The following is a 19,657-nucleotide window of genomic DNA, read 5'->3' as shown; positions in this document are numbered from 1 at the left end:
ATAGGAAAATAAACACTAAAACAAAATTTCCCTAAAGTTCTTTATTCAATGTCCTCACCAAGAGACCATTTTAATGGCGTATTGGATTGTGGGCCTGATACGCGAACATATCCTTGCATTTCTTGATGTAGTGCAGAACAAAAATCAGTACAATAAAAAGGCCATACGCCTACCTGCTTTGGTTCCCAAAGGAAGGTTTCGGTTTGTCCCGGCATAATGAGCAATTCTGAAGTATTGGCTCCAATCATACTCACCCCATGAGGCACATCGTAATCCTGTTCCAGATTGGTCACGTGGAAGTATACTTTATCCCCCACTTTTATGCCTTCAATGTTATCGGGTGAAAAGTGACTGCGTATGGTGGTCATATAGATATGCACGGTATTGCCATCGCGTATCACCTTGGTGTCTAATTCAGATTTTGTTGCAAATGGATGTTTGTTGTCTTCCAGAGAGAAAATCTTTTTAGAATGAGGTTTTATAATATCGGCGGGACAACCGGCTGCATAGTGTGGTTCGCCTACCGTTGGGAAATCCAAAAGTAATTCCATTTTATTTCCGGAAATATCATACAGCTGCGCCGATTGGGTAACCTCTGGTCCGGTTGGTAAGTACCGGTCCTTGGTTATCTTGTTCATGGCCAGCACATATTTTCCAAAAGGTTTTTGTGAATTACCTCCGGGGATCATCAAGTGACCTACGGAATAGTAGCAAGGTTGCCTGTCGACCACTTCCCAAGTACCTAATTTCCATTTTACAATTTCTGAAGATATAAAGAACGACGTATAAGCGTTCCCTTCATTATCGAACTCTGTATGGAGGGGCCCTAACCCAGGTTGTTCAACAGCTCCAGCTAGAACATCTTCAAAGTTTAATATAGGAATGCCATAGGCTTCTCCCGCAAATTTTTTGTTTTCAATGGCATCGATCATTTTGGTGTAAGAGTGAACAGTAACGTTGGCCGATAATTTACCACTGCCAACAATGTATTCTCCTGTAGGGTCTACATCACACCCGTGTGGCGACTTAGGTGTAGGTAAGAAGTAAACAGCACCAGGGACTTCTGCAGGATCTACTATAAGAACTTCTTTTTTTAGGGTTGAAGTAGCCATTTGTGTGGGTTCGTCATATACATTATGAGCATAGTTTGCCGGTACAGTTTTGCCACCACCGTTGTTTACGTATTCTTCAATTTTTTTCCAGTTTACCGCAGCGATAAAGTCTTTGTCATTTTGGGAGGCGTTAACTTCCAAAAGAGTGCTGGCTTCTTCGGTATTATAAGTTGTAAAGAAGAACCAACCGTGCGATTTTCCACGTCCGGGATGTGCTTTGTCATAATCAAAACCAGGCATTAAAAGTTGGAATTTAATGCTCATGCCTCCATCTTCTGGATTCACTTTTATAAATGAAAGTGTGCCTTTAAAGTTGCCTTTGTATTCTTTTATAGGGATGTCCTTTTGGGGAATTGGCACGGCAAATCGAGTTCCGGCGACAACATATTCTGTATTGTCGGTAACATAAGAAGAGCTATGGTTTCCAGCACTGTTTGGAATCTCTATAATTTCGGTGGTCTCAAAAGTAGTTAAGTCTACTTTGGCTATTCTTGGGGTATTGTTCCCGTTTACAAAAACATATCGACCATCTAATTTTCCATTGGTTTGGGAAATGTCCGGATGGTGTAAATCATCCCATGGCACAAAACCAAAAGAGGTATTTAGCATGGGTTTGGTTTCTTCACTATAGCCATAAGCTTTTTCGGCATCTTGGGAGAATACGGGAATGACCTTAAATAAACGACCAGAAGGCAAACCGTAAACCGATAATTGTCCATTAAATCCTCCGGAGATAAAGGCGTAAAATTCGTCATGCTCTCCGGGAGCTACATAAACTTTATCTGCCACATTACTTGCCAATGCACCAGAACTGGATTGCTTGGAATTATTACAACTTGTAAATGCTAAAAGCATACTTAATGTTGCGGTTGCTAATTTTATTATATTCTTCATTTTGGTATAATTTTAAATTAAGATTTTGTCATTCAGTTGGAGGGAGTAATACCTTGTCGATTACATGTACTATACCATTACCTGCTTTAACAGAGGCAATAATATTAGCTCCACCAATTATGGGTTTGCCATCCACAACTTCTACAGTGACATACTGGTTATTGGCCTGCCCTAATTTTGGAAGTTTGGTTAAGATGGCAATGCTTAGGTTACCGGGTGTTACATGGTATTTTAAAATATTGCCTAAGGTTTCCTTGTTTTCAGGTTTCAATAAATTCTCTACTGTTCCTTCCGGTAAGTTGTTGAAGGCTGCATCGGTTGGTGCAAAAACAGTTAGAGGCCCGACATTAACCAAGGCATTTTCCACTTCAGCGGCCTGAACAGCTGCTACCAATGTGCTATGGTCTGGTGATTGTATTGCAATTTGCAGGCAATTAGGTGTGGCTTCATCATCGGTGATGAAGGCCTGACCCGTTTTTTCATTTGAGGAGGACTCCGATTTTAAAACGGGGTTGTCCTTCGTGTTATTACTGCTATTGTTTTTACAGGCGCATAAGAATGCCAGAAGTGCAAAAACAACGACTCGTGTTTTAATGGGTTTCATAGGATAATTATTTAAGAGTTCTAAAGTATTCTAACACAGCTCTTGCCTCTTCCTGGGTCAAGTTTTGATTGGCCATTGGAGAACCATTAAATTCAATGAGTAATGCTTTGGCAAGAGGGTCTTTCTGAACCATGCCCTCCGGGTTTAAGATCATGTTCATAATCCACTCCGGACTTCTGCGTTCAAGGATGCCTGTTGGTGGCGGACCAATGAATTTCTTGTCCGGTCTATGGCAGGCCGTGCACATTTTTTTGTAGACATCTTCCCCTTTTGCGGCCAGGTCCTGATTTATTTCAGCGTCCAGTTCGATAGAGGTGATCGGGCCAACCCCTTTATTGTTAAGGGCGACCTGTTTTGAAGCGGGCACTGTTTCAGCTGTTTTTACGGTATGTTCGGTTGCCGTCTTTTTTTCATAGGAAAAGCCTTCTTTCTTTTTGTCTTCCTTACCGCCACAATTCATTAAAAAAATGGCAAAGCACAGGGAAATGAAAATGAGTCTTGTTGTCATAGTGATGGATTTAATAAAGCAAAACTATAAGGATTACTTATCATAAAAAATGATATAAATCATATTTAGGATAAAATTGTCCTTTTTATGTTTTCCTTAGACATGTTTTGAAATAAAAGAGAATGGAAACCGGAAAGGAACTCAAAAATAATCCCCCTTAAGCACGAGAGGCTATTTAGCGGTAGGGGTACTTTTTTTTTGATGTTTGGAACTCGAATTTTTAAGGATTAAACCTCCGATAACCCGGCATGAAAGCATGGCCTAAGAGATTTTATGTTTTGCATAATTATTAAAAAGTGAGCTTAAAAACGGGCATTCCTGTAACGTATGAATCAGGCTGTTTTTAAAATGACAATTAGGATTATAAATATGTTAATTCAATACCTCATTTTGTTAAAAGTTGTATTTTTGGTAAATATTTTGACAAGGCCTAAGGTTTTTAAAGATTAAAATGGATAAATTTTCATTCTTAAATGCAGCGCATACAGCATATTTTGCTGATTTGTACGACCAATATATTCAAAACCCGGACAGTGTAGAACCCAGTTGGAGGGCTTTTTTTCAAGGCTACGATTTTGGAAACGAAAGCTACGGGTTAAATGGGGAGATTGAACGCGAGGATTCTCATCAATTAACAGATCATGTCCATAAGGAATTCTATGTGGTCAGGTTAATAGACGGTTACAGAATGCGAGGGCATTTGTTTACCAAGACCAATCCCGTCCGGGAACGGAGGAGTTATTTTCCAACACTGGACATCAAAAATTTTAATCTTTCCAAAGACGATTTGGATACGGTTTTTAGTGCCGGTGAAATTTTAGGTATTGGCGCGACAACCCTACGTGAAATCATCGCACATCTGGATCGCATTTATTGTAGCTCCATAGGTGTGGAATACATGTATTTGCGTAATCCGGAGGTTATACAGTGGTGGCAGGATCGACTTAATGTCAATGACAATCAGCCTAATTTTTCGATAGAGACCAAAAAATACATTCTTTCAAAAATCAATCAAGCGGTTACCTTTGAACATTTTTTACAGACAAAATATGTCGGTCAAAAGCGGTTTTCATTAGAAGGGGGGGAGTCCTTAATTCCGGCCATAAGTAATGTGCTTTTTTATTCCGTTGAAAAATACGGGGTCAAGGAATGTGTATTGGGCATGGCCCATCGCGGCCGACTAAACACTCTGGTAAACATTTTTAGAAAGCCGATAAAGGAACTTTTCAGTGAGTTTGACGGTAAGGATTTTGAGGATGAAAATATCGATGGCGATGTGAAATACCACCTGGGTTTTACACTTGATAAAACCTATCAAAACGGGAAAAACATCAAGATGAACCTGGTCCCCAATCCATCGCATTTAGAAACCGTTGCACCTGTTGCAGAGGGCATTACACGAGCCAAAATTGATTCGGATTACGGTGGGGATAATTCTAAAATACTGCCTATCATTGTGCATGGCGATTCTGCCATTGCAGGACAGGGCGTTGCCTATGAAGTCGCACAAATGAGTTTGTTGAATGGCTACAAAACAGGTGGAACCATTCATATTGTTGTAAACAACCAGATCGGGTTTACCACCAATTATTTGGATGCCCGATCCAGCACCTATTGTACAGATGTGGCCAAAGTAACACTATCGCCCGTTTTACATATCAATTCCGATGATGCCGAGGCTGTTGTGCACGGGGTTGAATTGGCATTGGAATATAGAATGCGCTTTAAAAAGGACGTATATATTGATTTACTGGGGTACCGAAAATATGGACATAATGAGGGAGATGAACCGCGATTCACACAACCTAAACTTTACAAATACATAGCAAAGCACCCTAATCCGTTTAAGATCTATTCCGATAAGCTCATAGCTTCGGGAACCATAGATAAAGCCTATTCAGAAGGTATTGTTGCTGAGTTTAAAGAGACCCTGGAACGGGAATATGAAAAGTCCAGACATGCCGAATCTTCTAAGGTCAGGGAATTTATGCAGGAGCGCTGGGAAGGCTTCCAAAGACAGGGATTAGAGGCCATGTTAGCATCAGTTGAGACGGCCTATCCAAAAGAAAAGCTTGAACATATCTCGAAGGTCATTTCAACCGTTCCCGAAGGAGCGACGTTTTTAAGAAAGGCAGAACGCATATTGGAAGGGCGTTATAAAATGGTTTTTGAAGAGGACAACCTGGATTGGGGAATGGGTGAGACCTTGGCCTATGGAAGCTTGATGGAGGAGGGTTATAATGTGCGTATTTCAGGGCAGGATGTCGAACGGGGGACCTTTAGCCATCGACATGCCATACTGCGTGACGAAAAGACAGAAGAACGGATCAACCTCCTGAATACCAATGCGAATAATTCAGGGCGTATGGATATTTATAATTCCTTACTCTCTGAATACGGTGTCCTGGGTTTCGACTACGGATATGCCATGGCAAACCCCAATACATTAACCATATGGGAGGCACAGTTTGGAGATTTCAGCAATGGAGCCCAAATTATTTTCGATCAATATTTATCGGCCGCTGAAGATAAATGGAAATCCCAAAACGGTATTGTTGTTTTGTTACCGCATGGTTATGAGGGACAGGGTTCGGAGCATTCTTCAGCAAGAATGGAACGTTATTTACAACTATGTGGAAATGATAACATGATTGTTGCAGATTGTACCACACCGGCAAATTTCTTTCATTTATTGCGTCGTCAGATGAAACGTAACTTCAGAAAGCCATTAATTGTCTTTACTCCAAAAAGTTTATTGCGTCATCCGCGGGCGGTATCCTCCTTAAATGACTTGGCAACCGGGCAATTTCAAGAAGTTATTGATGACACCTTGAAACCGAATAAAGTTAAAAAATTAGTGTTCTGTACCGGGAAATTCTATTATGATCTGTTGGCTGAAAGAGAAAAACTGGAGCGAGACGACATCGCTCTAATAAGAATAGAGCAGTTATTTCCATTACATTTTGACAAAATACAGGAGATTATCGATAAATACCCCAATGTTGAAACCTATGCATGGGCACAAGAAGAACCCAAAAATATGGGGGCGTGGAGCTATATGTTACAGCATATGAATTTAGTGGAGTTGACCGTGTATTCCAGAGCACTTAGTTCTGTACCTGCACCGGGTTCGAGTACGAGGGATAAGAGTAGACAACAGCGTGTCATAGATGCCGTTTTCAATGTCACAAAATAAGACACGATTAAGAAAAACATTAATTTACAATACGATTAAAATTATAACGCATGATTTTAGAAATGAAAGTGCCTTCTCCGGGAGAGTCGATTACTGAGGTTGAAATAGCAACATGGTTGGTTGAAGACGGGGATTACGTTGAGAAGGACCAGGCCATAGCAGAAGTGGACAGTGATAAAGCAACACTTGAATTGCCTGCTGAAGCTAGTGGAACCATAACGCTTAAAGCGGAGGAAGGTGATGCCGTGGCCGTTGGCGCCGTAGTTTGTTTGATTGATACAGATGCCAAAAAACCGGAAGGCGCGGAAGCTCCTAAGGACACTCAAAAAAAGGAGCAACCCAAACCGGAACAAAGGGCCAGTTCCGGAGCAGTTAAAAGTGAGACCTATGCCGCCGGCACGGCCAGTCCTGCAGCAAAGAAGATATTGGCTGAGAAAGACATGGATCCCGCAGCAGTTTCCGGTACGGGCAAGGATGGAAGAATAACGAAGGACGATGCTATGAATGCCGTACCTTCCATGGGTACGCCAACAGGAGGGAACAGAGGCACTACCAGAACTAAAATGTCCATGTTGCGACGAAAGGTTGCCGAACGTCTGGTAGAAGCAAAAAATACGACGGCCATGTTAACGACCTTTAACGAAGTGGATATGTCGCCCATTTTTGCGCTTCGAAATGAATATAAGGAAACCTTTAAGGCTAAACATGGTGTGGGATTAGGCTTTATGAGCTTCTTTACCCTGGCCGTGGTTAGAGCTTTAAAAATGTATCCGGCAGTTAACTCCATGATTGACGGAAAGGATATGATATCCTTTGATTTTTGTGATATCAGTATTGCGGTTTCCGGTCCAAAAGGGTTAATGGTTCCTGTGATGCGCAATGCAGAAAACTTAAGTTTTAGAGGGGTTGAATCTGAAGTAAAGCGATTGGCCATTCGAGCGCGTGACGGACAGATTACGGTGGACGAAATGACCGGCGGGACATTTACCATATCCAATGGCGGAGTCTTTGGCAGTATGCTCTCCACGCCAATCATCAATCCACCACAAAGCGGGATCTTAGGAATGCATAACATTGTTGAACGGCCCGTGGCTATTGATGGCAAAGTTGAAATTAGACCGGTTATGTATGTGGCCTTATCCTATGATCACAGAATTATTGATGGTAAAGAAAGTGTGGGCTTCCTGGTGGCTGTAAAAGAAGCCTTAGAGCATCCGGTTGAGCATTTAATGAACAATGATGTTAAGAAAGCCCTAGAATTGTAAAATACCCACCTCCACTTTCAATATACCTATTACTGTCTTTAAAAAGACTGGATCAGGCGTCCTGTACCGTTATATTTGAGTACGGTCCAAATCTTAACTCAAGCGCTGAACAACAGGACGAATCGGTGTGATGGGATGCTGTAAATATGATCTTAATAGGCTATTTTATATTTTTTAGCCTGCCATTTATATCCACTACTTACAGTTTTAAATACAGGTATTTTTTTTCGTAATCGATAATGGCTTTTGCCTTTTTTAAGATATCGGCACCAATAATACCATCGACCGGTTTTGAATTATGATTTAACAGAGCCGTATTAACATGAGTAAGATTAAAAAGGACAAGGACGACTTTATTTTTCTTCCACTTGCCAATTTTTATCTTATTTTTTTTGGCGGTTTTAGTTTCCATATCCAATGCCCCTGCTCCGGCAGCTTTAACAATAGAATCTTCGGCATTTAATTTGAAAGTTTCAATAGATTCAAAGTCCACGCAGGAATTGGAGGCTCCCGTGTCTAAAATGAACACGCCTTTGACACCATTTATAGTGGCTTTAATTTCGAAATGATTGGTCCTGGTAAGGTGTAATTTTACACGGGTATAATTCTTTGCGCGAAGAAATTCGTAAAGAGACTGCATCTTAAAATTCTTTTTGCAAAGATAATGTTATAAAACAATTATTTTTACATCTTTAATAAGATCCTTTTAAACCTAACTGTTTTGATTATTACAGATACGCATACCCATTTATATAGTGAAGCCTTCGATGCGGACAGGCATGAGATGATTGAGCGGGCATTGAAACTTGGGGTTTCCCGGTTTTTTATTCCAGCCATCGATTCCAGTTACACCGATGCCATGCTGCAGTTAGAACAGGATTTTCCCGGACACATTTTCTTAATGATGGGGCTTCATCCTACCCATGTGAATACGAATTTCAGGCAAGAACTTCAGCATGTTGAACACATGTTAACCCAACATAAGTTTTATGCCATCGGTGAAATTGGCATTGATCTGTATTGGGATAAGTCGACCTTGGAGGTCCAAAAAAATGCCTTCAGGCATCAAATTAACTTGGCCAAAAGGAATAAACTTCCGATTGTCATCCATTGCAGGGAAGCATTTGATGAAATATTTGACATACTGGAAGATGAAAAAGACGACGACCTATTTGGGATTTTCCATTGTTTTACGGGAACACTGGAGCAAGCGTATCAAGCCATTTCATATAACATGAAATTGGGCATTGGAGGGGTCATTACCTTTAAAAATGGGAAAATTGATCGGTTCATTAACCAAATAGATGTAAAGCACATTGTTCTGGAAACCGATGCCCCATATCTGTCTCCTGTACCTTACCGAGGCAAACGCAATGAAAGTGCATATATCACAGAAGTGATTGACAGATTAAGTAGTTTGTATCAAAGGTCCGCTGAAGATATAGTTGCAATAACCACCAAAAACGCCATCGACATTTTCAAAATTTAAGGGGATGAGTCAAGCCAAAGCAAATATATTATTGATCTACACAGGAGGTACAATTGGGATGACAAGAGATTTTAAGACAGGAGCGTTGCGCGCTTTTGATTTTAAGACCCTGTTAGAAAAGATACCGGAATTACAACTTTTAGATTGTCATATTAAAACCCTTTCCTTTGAAACCCCCATAGACTCGAGTAACATGAATCCAAGATACTGGGTTCAAATCGTTGAAATGATAGAACGTCATTACGAGGCCTTTGATGGGTTTGTTATTTTACATGGAAGTGATACCATGAGTTATTCCGCTTCGGCCCTTAGTTTTATGATCGAGGGTTTAACAAAACCGGTTGTATTTACAGGGTCTCAATTGCCTATAGGGGATTTACGTACAGATGCCAAGGAGAATTTAATTACTTCCATTCAAGTAGCTTCCTTAAAGTCTGATAATGTGCCAGTAATACAAGAAGTCTGTTTATATTTTGAATATAAGCTTTACCGGGCCAACAGAACCACAAAAATTAATGCGGAACACTTTGAGGCCTTCCAATCTCCCAATTATCCGGAATTGATTCAATCGGGTGTTCATTTAAAGGTAAATAAGGATTATATCTACAGATTACCGTCGTCAACCCCCCTGAAAATTTATAAACATCTGGATGTAAATGTGGCCATCATCAAATTATTTCCGGGGATTACCGAGGCTTTAATTACCACTATTTTGCAAACCCCACATCTTAAAGGGGTCATCTTAGAAACTTATGGCGCGGGAAACTGCACGACCGAATTGTGGTTTGTCAATTTGCTGAGTAAGGCCATCTTAGCGGGCATTCATATTGTAAATATTACGCAGTGTGTAGGGGGGAGCGTTATGATGGGGCACTATGAAACCAGTAGCCAGTTAAAAGAGATCGGGGTGATATCCGGAAAGGATTTAACAACAGAAGCAGCCATTACCAAATTAATGTGGTTGTTGGGTCAAAAAATACCGGCTAAAGCGTTTAAAATCAAATTTGAAACTTCCGCTCGTGGTGAAATGTTCTAAAATTAACGGATAAAGTTTTATCATTTAAAGATTTTTTTGTTATTTGAGCCTCCAATTTAAAGCTCTTAGGATACAGAGAGGTGGCCGAGTGGTCGAAGGCGCACGCCTGGAAAGTGTGTATACCCCAAAAGGGTATCGAGGGTTCGAATCCCTTCCTCTCTGCTGTTATTTTTATTTTTTAATAGCTTTTTTTTTATATCTTTAACACTTTAACTAATAAAATTAAGATCTAGAACATGAAAAGATTATTTTCTATCCTTGCCATCACAGGAATAATGGCATTCGGAACAGTTAATGCAACTACAACTGCTACCAATACAACCACAACGACGGTAGCCACGATGACACAAGATGAAGAGGCCGCTGCTGCACCTGCAGAAGATGTAGGGTTTCATCAAGAACTCAAAAAACGTTTTATTGAAGGAGGACCCGGATTTATGGGAATTGTATTGTTATGTTTAATCTTAGGATTGGCCATAGCCATAGAGAGAATTATCTTTTTAAACTTATCGACTACCAATACATCCAAATTAACTCAAGAAGTTGAAGACGCTTTAACGTCTGGAGGGGTGGAAGCAGCCAAAGAGGTGTGCAGAAATACCAAGGGGCCTGTTGCCTCAATTTATTACCAGGGCTTAGACAGAACGGACGAAGGGTTAGAAGCTGTTGAAAAAGCTGTTGTAGCCTATGGAGGAGTACAAATGGGTCAATTGGAAAAAAATGTATCCTGGATTTCCTTATTTATCGCTTTGGCTCCTATGTTAGGGTTCATGGGTACGGTAATTGGTATGATTCAGGCATTCGATAAGATTGAAGCTGCCGGTGATATGCAGCCCTCACTTGTTGCCGGAGGTATTAAAGTGGCACTTTTAACTACAGTATTTGGTTTGATTGTTGCCATTATACTTCAAATTTTCTACAATTATATTATTGCTAAAATTGATAGCATCGTTAACAATATGGAAGACGCTTCTATTACGTTGATGGACTTGCTTATTAGAAACAAAAAGTAATAACCAAAATTGTAAATAAACTATTATGAAAAAAATATTAACCATTATATTAGCTTTGGTAGGGGTACTTTCCATAGTATTTCTGGCAATGATAATATCAACTGGTGATGAAGCGATAAAAGTTGGAGAAGCAAGTGGTACGGTTGATTCATTTATGTATTTGTCTTACCTTATTTTGCTGTTGACCTTATTTTTTGTTTTGCTCTTCACCTTAAAAGGCGTCTTTAGTAATCCAGAAACCCTTAAGAGTACATTGAAAAGTGTCGGTGCCTTTGTTATTTTGGCCCTTATTTGCTATTTCAGTGCTGAGGGTGTAGAAACACCGTTAAAAGATGGGGGTTCTTTATCAGCTGGTGGATCCAAACTAGTGGGAGCGGGCTTATACTTATTCTATTTACTGATCCTTTTAGCAGGTGGAATAATGTTGTTGTCCGGAATTAAAAAAATGATAAAATAATTATGGCAAAACGAGCAGCACCGGAAGTTAATGCAGGCTCAATGGCCGATATTGCTTTCTTGTTATTAATATTTTTCTTGGTAACTACAACCATTGAAAAAGATTCGGGAATTAACCGAAAACTTCCTCCTATGGAAGAATCTGAAGAGGATGTCATCATCAAGCAAAAAAATATTTTCACTATTTTAATTAATGGTAAGGATGAATTGCTTGTTGAGGATGAAAGAATGGAACTTAAGAATTTACGTAAAGCGGCAATAGAGTTTTTAGATAATAACGGTGATGGATCATGTTCCTTCTGCAAGGGTAAAAGAGATCCCTCATCTTCCGATAACCCGGACAAGGCCGTCATTTCTTTAAAGAATCAGCGCGAAACTTCCTATGCAGCCTATATTGCGGTTCAAAACGAGGTCGTCGCCGCTTACAATGAATTACGGAATAGACGCGCTTTGGAGTTAGGACCACAGAAAGGGTTTCCCGGAATGGATTTTATAAAAATGCAGGATAACTACAAGGATGCCAGATGGGTAGGGAATAAGGAAAAACTTAAAACGGTCGTTGATCAAATTAAGGAAGAGATTCCCCAGAAGTTTTCAGAAGTAATCGAATAATTTAGAATTAAATACACAAAAGAATTATGTCTAAATTTAAAAAGAAAAAAAGTGGTGGTTTACCTCCAATTAGTACAGCATCCTTACCAGATATTGTATTCATGCTGTTATTCTTTTTTATGGTTGCTACCGTAATGCGTGAAAACACACTTTTGATCCAAAATGCCTTACCTGTGGCAAACCAGGTTGAAAAGTTGGATAAAAAGAACCCTATTAGCTACATCTATATGGGTAAACCCAGTGAAAATTATAAAAGCAAGTACGGTACCGAAGCAAGAATTCAGCTTAATGATAAATTTGCCGATGTAAGTGATGTAGCGGCTTTTATTAGTGCTGAGCGCGCTGCATTAAGGGAAGAATTGATTCCCTTTTTGACCGTGTCCCTTAAAGTGGATAAAGAAGCTCAAATGGGTATCGTTGGAGATGTTAAACAAGAACTTAGAAAAGTTAATGCCTTAAAAATTAACTACACGACAGGTGTAGGTGACGCGTTATCCAATATAAAATAAACGATCTTAATTTGTTAAAAACAAAAGGCATTCCATACGAATGCCTTTTTTTGGTTAATGACATATGCAACGATTATTCATTTTTAGTTGTTTTTTCCTTTTATACTTCCCCATAAACGCTCAGGAAGTAACGGATGTAATTATAGATTCCCTTTACAGAGAAGATCAGTTTTATTTAGGGGTTACCTATAATTTATTAGGCCATTCCCCAAAGGATCTGTCTCAAAGCGGATTTTCCGGAGGTTACCATTTGGGGTTTATCAGGGATATCCCCCTTAACAAAAACAGAAATTTCGCAATTGGACTGGGGCTGGGTATTTCGGCTAATTCCTATAATCAAAATTTGTTAATAGATAAGGATGCTATGGGTAACATGAGCTATTCCATTTTAGAAGATAATAACACCTATTCTAAAAATAAATTGACAACCTACCTGGTGGAATGGCCTTTAGAGATTAGATGGCGCACATCCACTCCAACCGAATACAAGTTTTGGCGCATTTATTCCGGGTTTAAACTGGGCTATATATTTGCCCATAGCTCTAAATATAAAGGGGAATTGGGCGATATTAAATACCAAAACGTGGATCATATGAACCATTTGCAATATGGTTTAACCTTGAGTGTGGGATATAATACATGGAACATCCATTGTTATTATACGCTAAATCCTATTTTTTCTAAAGCGGCCTACTTAAATTCCGGGTCTATAGATATGAATGTCATTAAAATTGGATTAATGTTTTATATTTTATAACCAATAATTCACCAGTAGAAGCTGAGGCATGGCCCCTAAAAAGAAACCCATCACCAATTCCTTGTAGTTGTGCGCTTTTAAATGCAAGCGTGAAGTCGCCACGGCACCAACAATAATGGCCATTAAGGCAAGGGTACCATTAATATTAATACTGAAGTGTATACTCAGGGCTATAAAAAACATGAGCAGACCGGAAACAGCTATGAGATGGATGCTGGCTTTGAAATTAAGTAGGGCAAGGATGAGGCAGGCCAGGGTGGAAATTAATATACCAACAAAAAAATAGTATAGTTCAACCACTTGGGTTGGCGTTAAAATGCGTTTTACAATAACCAAAGTAACCACAAAATGAAGTATTAAAGGAAGGATGCGTTCTTTGGTACTTTTTAAATAAATTGATTTTACCTGTCCTATGGTTTTCAATAAAAAATACAACAATATGGGTAAAATAACGGTTAATATAAAGAGCGAGATGAGCTTGGCATAGATGACCTCTGATGGGATATATCTGGGGGATTTGGAAAAATAAAAAATAACCCCCATTATCGGCATGATTAACGGATGAAAAATAAATGAAAAACTTCTTACAATACCATCCATTATATTTTTTTACGAAGTCTGGCAACAGGGATGTCTTGTTGCTCTCTATACTTGGCCACTGTACGTCTTGCAATAGGATAGCCTTTATCTTTAAGAATTGAGGCCAGAGCTTCATCGGTAAGAGGCTTTCTTTTATCCTCTTCTTCTATGACGGTTTCAAGAATTTTTTTGATTTCCCGGGTTGAAACATCTTCCCCCTGGTCGTTTTTCATAGATTCTGAAAAGAACTCCTTAATAAGTTTTGTGCCATATGGTGTATCGACATACTTACTGTTGGCCACCCTGGATACGGTTGAAACATCCATTTGTATTTCATCGGCCACATCTTTAAGGATCATGGGTTTCAGTTTGCGTTCATCTCCCGTTAGAAAATATTCTTTTTGGTAATGCATAATGGCACTCATGGTAACAAATAAGGTTTGTTGCCGCTGTTTAATCGCTTCAATAAACCATTTTGCCGCATCTAACTTTTGCTTAATGAACAGGACGGCATCCTTTTGGGACTTGGATTTATGTTTCGCATCCTTGTAGCCTTTAAGCATATTATTGTATTCCCGAGAGACATGCAATTCAGGGGCGTTTCTGCCATTTAGGGTAAGTTCCAATTCGCCATCGACAATTTTAATGGCAAAATCGGGAACCACATGCTCCACCATTCTGTTATTACCGGAATATGAGCCTCCGGGCTTGGGATTTAAATGCTCAATTTCATTAATGGCATCTTTTAATTGGTGTTCCGTAATATCAAATTTCTGAATTAACTTTTTGTAATGTTTTTTGGTGAACTGCTCAAAAGCAGTATCAATTATTTTTAAGGCGAGTTCTACATTCGGGTTTTTTTCCTTCCTATGGAGCTGAATACTCAGGCATTCTTGCAGGTTTCTAGCACCAACACCGGCAGGATCAAGTTCATGTACAACGTGTAGCATGTGTTCAATTTTATCTTCGGTGGTAAAAACATTTTGAGTAAAGGCTAAATCATCCATGATGTCCGATAAGGATCGTCTTATATAACCACTTTCATCCACGCTACCTACCAAAAATTCGGCAATTTCCCTTTCCTCCTCAGATAATCGATACGTATTTAACTGGTTTATTAAGTGTTGGGTAAAGGATATGCCCGCTGCATACGGCATTGTTTTTTCCTCGTCATCACTACTGTAATTATTGGTCTGAGTCCGATAATCCGGAATTTCATCGTCACTCAAATATTCATCTACATTAATATCATCCGCAGTTATGGATTCATTGTCATTATAGTCATCGTCATTTGAATTTTCAAAATCTGAGCTAAATTCATTATCCACCTCTTTCCCGCTTTCTAATGCTGGGTTTTCTTCCAACTCCTGTTTTAAGCGTTGTTCGAAAGCCTGCGTTGGCAATTGTATCAATTTCATCAATTGAATTTGCTGCGGCGATAGCTTTTGCGATAACTTAAATTGTAATTGTTGTTTGAGCATGTACTATGATTTGGTATGCAATATAAAGATAGAAATTTAGATTAAAAAGTTGATGCCTTCCCATGCACTTCGACGAGGCTCATATCGTGCTTGACGAAATGCGCAGTGTGACCCCTCAGTCATCTTTTCTATATGGTGTCTGGTCACGAAGGTCTTAAACATTAAAACTCGGCATTTTGAGGGGTTCTTGGATAGGGTATCACATCCCTAATATTACCCATGCCTGTGGCAAACATCACCAGGCGTTCAAAACCCAAACCAAATCCTGAATGCACAGCAGTGCCATATTTTCTAAGGTCCAAATACCACCATAATTCAGCTTCGGGGATGTTAATCGCTGCCATTTTCTGTTTTAATACCTCCAGACGTTCCTCACGCTGGGCACCTCCTACAATTTCACCAATACCCGGAAATAGAATATCCATAGCCCTAACTGTTTTTCCATCATCGTTTAAGCGCATATAAAAGGCCTTGATATTGGCCGGGTAATCGAACAAAATCACAGGACTTTTAAAATGCTTTTCAACTAAGAAGCGTTCATGTTCACTCTGCAGATCGGCACCCCACTCGGTGATTATATATTTGAACTTCTTCTTTTTGTTTGGTTTACTGTTTCTTAAGATATCTATGGCTTCGGTATAACTTAAACGCATAAAATGGTTTTCTGTTACAAATTTTAACTTCTCGATTAACCCCATCTCATTGCGCTCTGCCTGAGGCTTGGTTTTGTCCTCATCCTGTTGGCGTTTATCCAGAAAGTTTAAATCTTCTTCATGGTGATCTAACAGGTATTTTAAAATATATTTTAAAAAGTCTTCGGCTAAATCCATATTACCGTCCAAGTCCAAAAATGCAACTTCAGGTTCAATCATCCAAAATTCGGCCAGGTGTCTTGATGTATTTGAATTTTCTGCTCTAAACGTTGGTCCAAACGTGTACACTTTACCAAGTGACATGGCATAAGTTTCGGCTTCTAATTGTCCCGAAACGGTAAGCTTCGTCTCTTTGCCAAAGAAATCTAGTGTGTAATCCACATCACCCTTTTCATCTAAGGGCGGATTTTTGGGGTCCAAACTGGTGACGCGAAACATTTCGCCAGCGCCTTCCGCATCACTTCCGGTAATGATGGGAGCGTGCATATAATAAAACCCTTGTTCATTAAAATATTTATGAATAGCAAACGACAATGCCGAACGCAAGCGCATCACGGCACTAAAGGTATTGGTCCGGGTTCGTAAATGAGCCTGTTCCCTTAAAAACTCAAAGGAATGTTTTTTGGGTTGAATCGGATAGGTCTCAGGATTACTGTCCCCTAAAATATGAAGGGTACTTACCATAATTTCAACATGCTGTCCTTTGCCCTGACTCTCCACCAATTCCCCTGTAATATGCAGGGCCGCTCCAGTTGTGATACGTTTTAATAGCGATTCATCAAATTTTTCAAAATCCACGACACACTGAATATTATTTAAGGATGAACCATCGTTTAGCGCTATAAACCGGTTGGCTCTAAAGGTTTTAACCCAACCCTTTATTTCAACTGTTTCTAAAATTGAAGGCGCTTTTTGCAGTAATTCTAAAACGGTAAATGGCTTCATTTATGTAAAAAATTTTAAAACGTAAATATAAAAAAAGGCTTTCGGCTTTCCGGTGTAAAACCACTAAATTCTAACAATAAGTTGCCCCAGACCTACGACCATATCACAACATTTAAAAAGATCTATTCATACAGGTCTTCCCCTTCCTCTTCGGGAATAATATTTATCGCAGGTTTCTTTAATACTTGTTTATTGGCAATACTTCGTTCCAGGGATAGTAATAAAGAGGGGAGCAATAGTAAATTGGACAGCATGGCAAACAGTAAGGTGACTGAAACTAAAGCGCCTAGTGCGACCGTACCCCCAAAACTGGAGATGGTAAATACCGAAAAACCAAAAAACAAAACAATTGAAGTGTAAAACATACTGATACCCGTTTCCCTTAAAGCCCTGTAAACAGAGGTTTTAATCTTCCAGTTGTGCGCTTGAAGTTCCTGGCGATATTTAGCCAGAAAGTGTATGGTGTCATCTACTGAAATACCAAAAGCGATACTAAAGACCAATATGGTGGATGGTTTAATAGGCACTCCTAGATATCCCATCAAACCGGCAGTAATTAAAAGCGGCAATAAGTTGGGGATGAGCGATACAATAATCATGCGTCCCGAACGGAACATATAAGCCATGAATAAGGATATTAAAAATATGGCCAGGGACAAGGAAATGGCTAAATTTTTAACCAGATATTTAGTGCCTTTCTGGAAGACCAGGGCTTTGCCCGTCATGGTAACCTCATAACGCTCTTTTGGGAAAACTTTATCTATTTTATTTTGAAGGTTTTCCTGGATCCGTTCCATTTTATCCGTACCCACGTCCTTCATAAACGTGGTTATCCGGGCATATTGACCCGTACTGTCTACAAAGTTTTTAAGCAGATCTACATTGGAAGAAGAGTTTTTAGCATAGGCTAAAATAAAATTATTCTCCTGCGATGACGGTAATTGGTAAAATTTAGTGTTGCCATTATAATAGGCCTGTTTGGAGTACTTTACCAACCCTACTACCGAGATGGGTTTGGATAATTCCGGAGTTTCCAGAATGACATCCTCCAGTTCGTTCATCCGCTTTAAGGTAGAGAGCTTCATGACTCCTTTTTTACGTTTGGTATCAATCATGATTTCTAAAGGCATGATGCCATTGAATTCTTCTTCAAAAAAACGGATGTCTTTAAAGAACTCGGTATTCTTGGGCATATCTTCAATCAAACTTCCCGATATCTTTATCTGGTTCATGCCAATCATACTAATAATTAAAAGAACAATGGCAGTGGTATATATGGCGATACGCTCATGTTTTACCATGTGTTCCATCCAGTCGACGAAACCTCCAATCCAACGTTTGTTGAGGTGTTCTAAATGGCGGTCTTTAGGAAATGGTAAGAAGGTGTATATTATCGGGATGATAAGCAGGCACAATATAAAAATAGCCAATATACTCAGTGAAGCCACTACCCCAAATTCCTTTAAAAGTTTGCTTTCGGTCAGTATAAATGTCGCAAACCCAGATGCCGTTGTGACATTAGTCATTAAGGTGGCATTGCCAATTTTTGTAATAACCCGTTGCAGTGATTTAACTTTATTACCATGTAAGGTAACTTCGTGCTGGTATTTGTTGATTAAAAAAATGCAGTTGGGAATTCCTATAACAATAATTAAAGGCGGTATGAGCGCTGTTAAAACTGTAATTTCATAATTCAGTAATCCGATGATGCCCAAAGTCCACATAACACCTACACTCACTACAATAAGGGAAATAAATGTAGCTCTAAACGATCTGAAAAAGAAAAAGAAAATTAGTGAGGTCACCAATAAGGCCGCGGCCACAAACCATCCAATTTCATCGACAATGATCTGGGAGTTTAAGGTTCGTATATAGGGCATGCCCGAAATTCTAACATCGAAATTATGTTTGGCCTGAAAGGCTTCAATTTTCGGAACTAAGGTTTCAACGATAAAATTTTTCCGGATAGCGGTATTAACAATATCCTTTTTTAAATAGATCGCTGTTCGAATGGTTTTTGTTTCGGCGTTAAACAGAAAGTTATCGTAGAAGGGATACTTCTTAAAAAGGTCACTTTCAAGTTTGCTCAACTCATTCAGGGAGGTTATGGAGTCTTTTATGAAAGGTTTGAGAATAAATTTCTCGTTTTCAGTATCCTTAATCAGTTTTTGTAAATCTTTAATGGATACTACGGTTTCCACCTCGGCATAGGTTTTAAAACTATCCGACAACCTGTTCCAGGCATTAAAGTGTTCAACTGAAAATAAAGCGCTGTCCTTTACTCCAAGAACGATGAGGTTCCCTTCCTCTCCAAAGGTTTTAAGAAAGTCATTATAGCTTAAATTTACTTCATGGTCGTCTGGTAATAAATTGGCTTCTGTATAGGTAAAACGCATATTTTCCCATTGCCAACTAAAGAAAATGGTAACGACAACGATACCTGCCAGGATGGTAATTTTATTACGTAAAATTAAACGGGCCACAACGTCCCAAAAATCCTGAGTAAAAAGTTTTAACATGCGTTCCTTTAAAGTTGGGCAAAGGTAGA

General features: G+C 39.3%; 17 protein-coding genes and 1 tRNA gene. 10 read left to right on the top strand and 8 right to left on the bottom strand.

Annotated elements, in window-relative coordinates:
* Positions 1-41: 41 nt before the first annotated feature.
* The 3 genes from nosZ to MR054_RS06195 are packed head-to-tail and all read right to left on the bottom strand — an operon-like array spanning position 42 to position 3,118.
* Positions 42-2,006: a Sec-dependent nitrous-oxide reductase gene (gene nosZ, locus MR054_RS06205; RefSeq protein WP_242157003.1), complete on the bottom strand. Its 1,965-nt coding sequence runs from the start codon at positions 2,004-2,006 to the stop codon at positions 42-44.
* Between the two features lie 28 nt (positions 2,007-2,034).
* Entirely contained in the window at positions 2,035-2,610 is a 576-nt protein-coding gene (locus MR054_RS06200) for a fasciclin domain-containing protein (protein WP_242082972.1), read from the bottom strand.
* Between the two features lie 7 nt (positions 2,611-2,617).
* Positions 2,618-3,118, bottom strand: coding sequence for a c-type cytochrome (locus tag MR054_RS06195; RefSeq protein WP_242082970.1), 501 nt, complete (start codon positions 3,116-3,118; stop codon positions 2,618-2,620).
* Positions 3,119-3,569: 451 nt separating this feature from the next.
* Here MR054_RS06195 and MR054_RS06190 point away from each other — a divergent pair, with 451 nt between their 5' ends.
* Both MR054_RS06190 and odhB read left to right on the top strand, forming a co-directional pair.
* Positions 3,570-6,314 (top strand): 2-oxoglutarate dehydrogenase E1 component, encoded by a 2,745-nt coding sequence (locus tag MR054_RS06190; protein ID WP_242157002.1) that lies wholly within the window; start codon positions 3,570-3,572, stop codon positions 6,312-6,314.
* Between the two features lie 50 nt (positions 6,315-6,364).
* Complete coding sequence (gene odhB, locus MR054_RS06185) at positions 6,365-7,579, top strand: 2-oxoglutarate dehydrogenase complex dihydrolipoyllysine-residue succinyltransferase (protein WP_242157001.1); 1,215 nt, start codon at positions 6,365-6,367, stop codon at positions 7,577-7,579.
* 199 nt (positions 7,580-7,778) lie between these two features.
* Here the strand turns inward: odhB and MR054_RS06180 are convergent, their stop codons facing one another.
* Positions 7,779-8,219 carry a retropepsin-like aspartic protease family protein gene (locus tag MR054_RS06180; protein WP_242082967.1) on the bottom strand — a complete coding sequence of 147 codons (441 nt, stop codon included), beginning with the start codon at positions 8,217-8,219 and terminating at the stop codon, positions 7,779-7,781.
* 81 nt (positions 8,220-8,300) lie between these two features.
* Here MR054_RS06180 and MR054_RS06175 point away from each other — a divergent pair, with 81 nt between their 5' ends.
* The 8 genes from MR054_RS06175 (at position 8,301) to MR054_RS06140 (ending at position 13,451) form a co-directional block, all read left to right on the top strand.
* A complete protein-coding gene (locus tag MR054_RS06175; protein WP_242157000.1) occupies positions 8,301-9,068 on the top strand; it encodes a TatD family hydrolase in 768 nt (255 codons plus the stop codon).
* A gap of 4 nt (positions 9,069-9,072) precedes the next feature.
* Positions 9,073-10,104 carry an asparaginase gene (locus tag MR054_RS06170; RefSeq protein ID WP_242156999.1) on the top strand — a complete coding sequence of 344 codons (1,032 nt, stop codon included), beginning with the start codon at positions 9,073-9,075 and terminating at the stop codon, positions 10,102-10,104.
* A gap of 74 nt (positions 10,105-10,178) precedes the next feature.
* Positions 10,179-10,266 (top strand) — tRNA-Ser (locus MR054_RS06165).
* Positions 10,267-10,340: 74 nt separating this feature from the next.
* Complete coding sequence (locus MR054_RS06160) at positions 10,341-11,117, top strand: MotA/TolQ/ExbB proton channel family protein (RefSeq protein WP_242082963.1); 777 nt, start codon at positions 10,341-10,343, stop codon at positions 11,115-11,117.
* A gap of 25 nt (positions 11,118-11,142) precedes the next feature.
* A complete protein-coding gene (locus MR054_RS06155) occupies positions 11,143-11,574 on the top strand; it encodes a hypothetical protein (RefSeq protein WP_242082961.1) in 432 nt (143 codons plus the stop codon).
* Positions 11,575-11,576: 2 nt separating this feature from the next.
* Positions 11,577-12,185, top strand: a complete 609-nt coding sequence (locus MR054_RS06150) for an ExbD/TolR family protein (RefSeq protein ID WP_242082959.1) — start codon at positions 11,577-11,579, stop codon at positions 12,183-12,185.
* A 26-nt stretch (positions 12,186-12,211) separates the two neighbouring features.
* Positions 12,212-12,694 (top strand): ExbD/TolR family protein, encoded by a 483-nt coding sequence (locus MR054_RS06145; RefSeq protein ID WP_242082957.1) that lies wholly within the window; start codon positions 12,212-12,214, stop codon positions 12,692-12,694.
* Between the two features lie 64 nt (positions 12,695-12,758).
* Entirely contained in the window at positions 12,759-13,451 is a 693-nt protein-coding gene (locus MR054_RS06140; RefSeq protein WP_242156997.1) for a porin family protein, read from the top strand.
* Here the strand turns inward: MR054_RS06140 and MR054_RS06135 are convergent.
* From MR054_RS06135 to MR054_RS06120, 4 genes are all read right to left on the bottom strand, one after another.
* The gene (locus tag MR054_RS06135; RefSeq protein ID WP_242156996.1) at positions 13,446-13,994 is read right to left on the bottom strand and encodes a hypothetical protein; all 549 of its coding nucleotides are present in this window, start codon (positions 13,992-13,994) and stop codon (positions 13,446-13,448) included. The two genes, MR054_RS06140 and MR054_RS06135, sit on opposite strands and share 6 nt — an antisense overlap.
* A 56-nt stretch (positions 13,995-14,050) precedes the next feature.
* Positions 14,051-15,511, bottom strand: coding sequence for an RNA polymerase factor sigma-54 (gene rpoN, locus MR054_RS06130; RefSeq protein WP_242156995.1), 1,461 nt, complete (start codon positions 15,509-15,511; stop codon positions 14,051-14,053).
* A 161-nt stretch (positions 15,512-15,672) separates the two neighbouring features.
* Entirely contained in the window at positions 15,673-17,109 is a 1,437-nt protein-coding gene (gene asnS / locus MR054_RS06125; RefSeq protein WP_242156994.1) for an asparagine--tRNA ligase, read from the bottom strand.
* A 122-nt stretch (positions 17,110-17,231) separates the two neighbouring features.
* Complete coding sequence (locus tag MR054_RS06120; RefSeq protein ID WP_242156993.1) at positions 17,232-19,628, bottom strand: efflux RND transporter permease subunit; 2,397 nt, start codon at positions 19,626-19,628, stop codon at positions 17,232-17,234.
* Between the last annotated feature and the right edge of the window lie 29 nt (positions 19,629-19,657).

Source organism: Aestuariivivens sediminis, assembly GCF_022662105.1.
GTDB classification, from domain to species: Bacteria; Bacteroidota; Bacteroidia; order Flavobacteriales; family Flavobacteriaceae; genus Aestuariivivens; species Aestuariivivens sediminis.
Note: the sequence above shows the minus strand (reverse complement) of the source record. Positions and strands in the feature narration are given on the sequence as shown.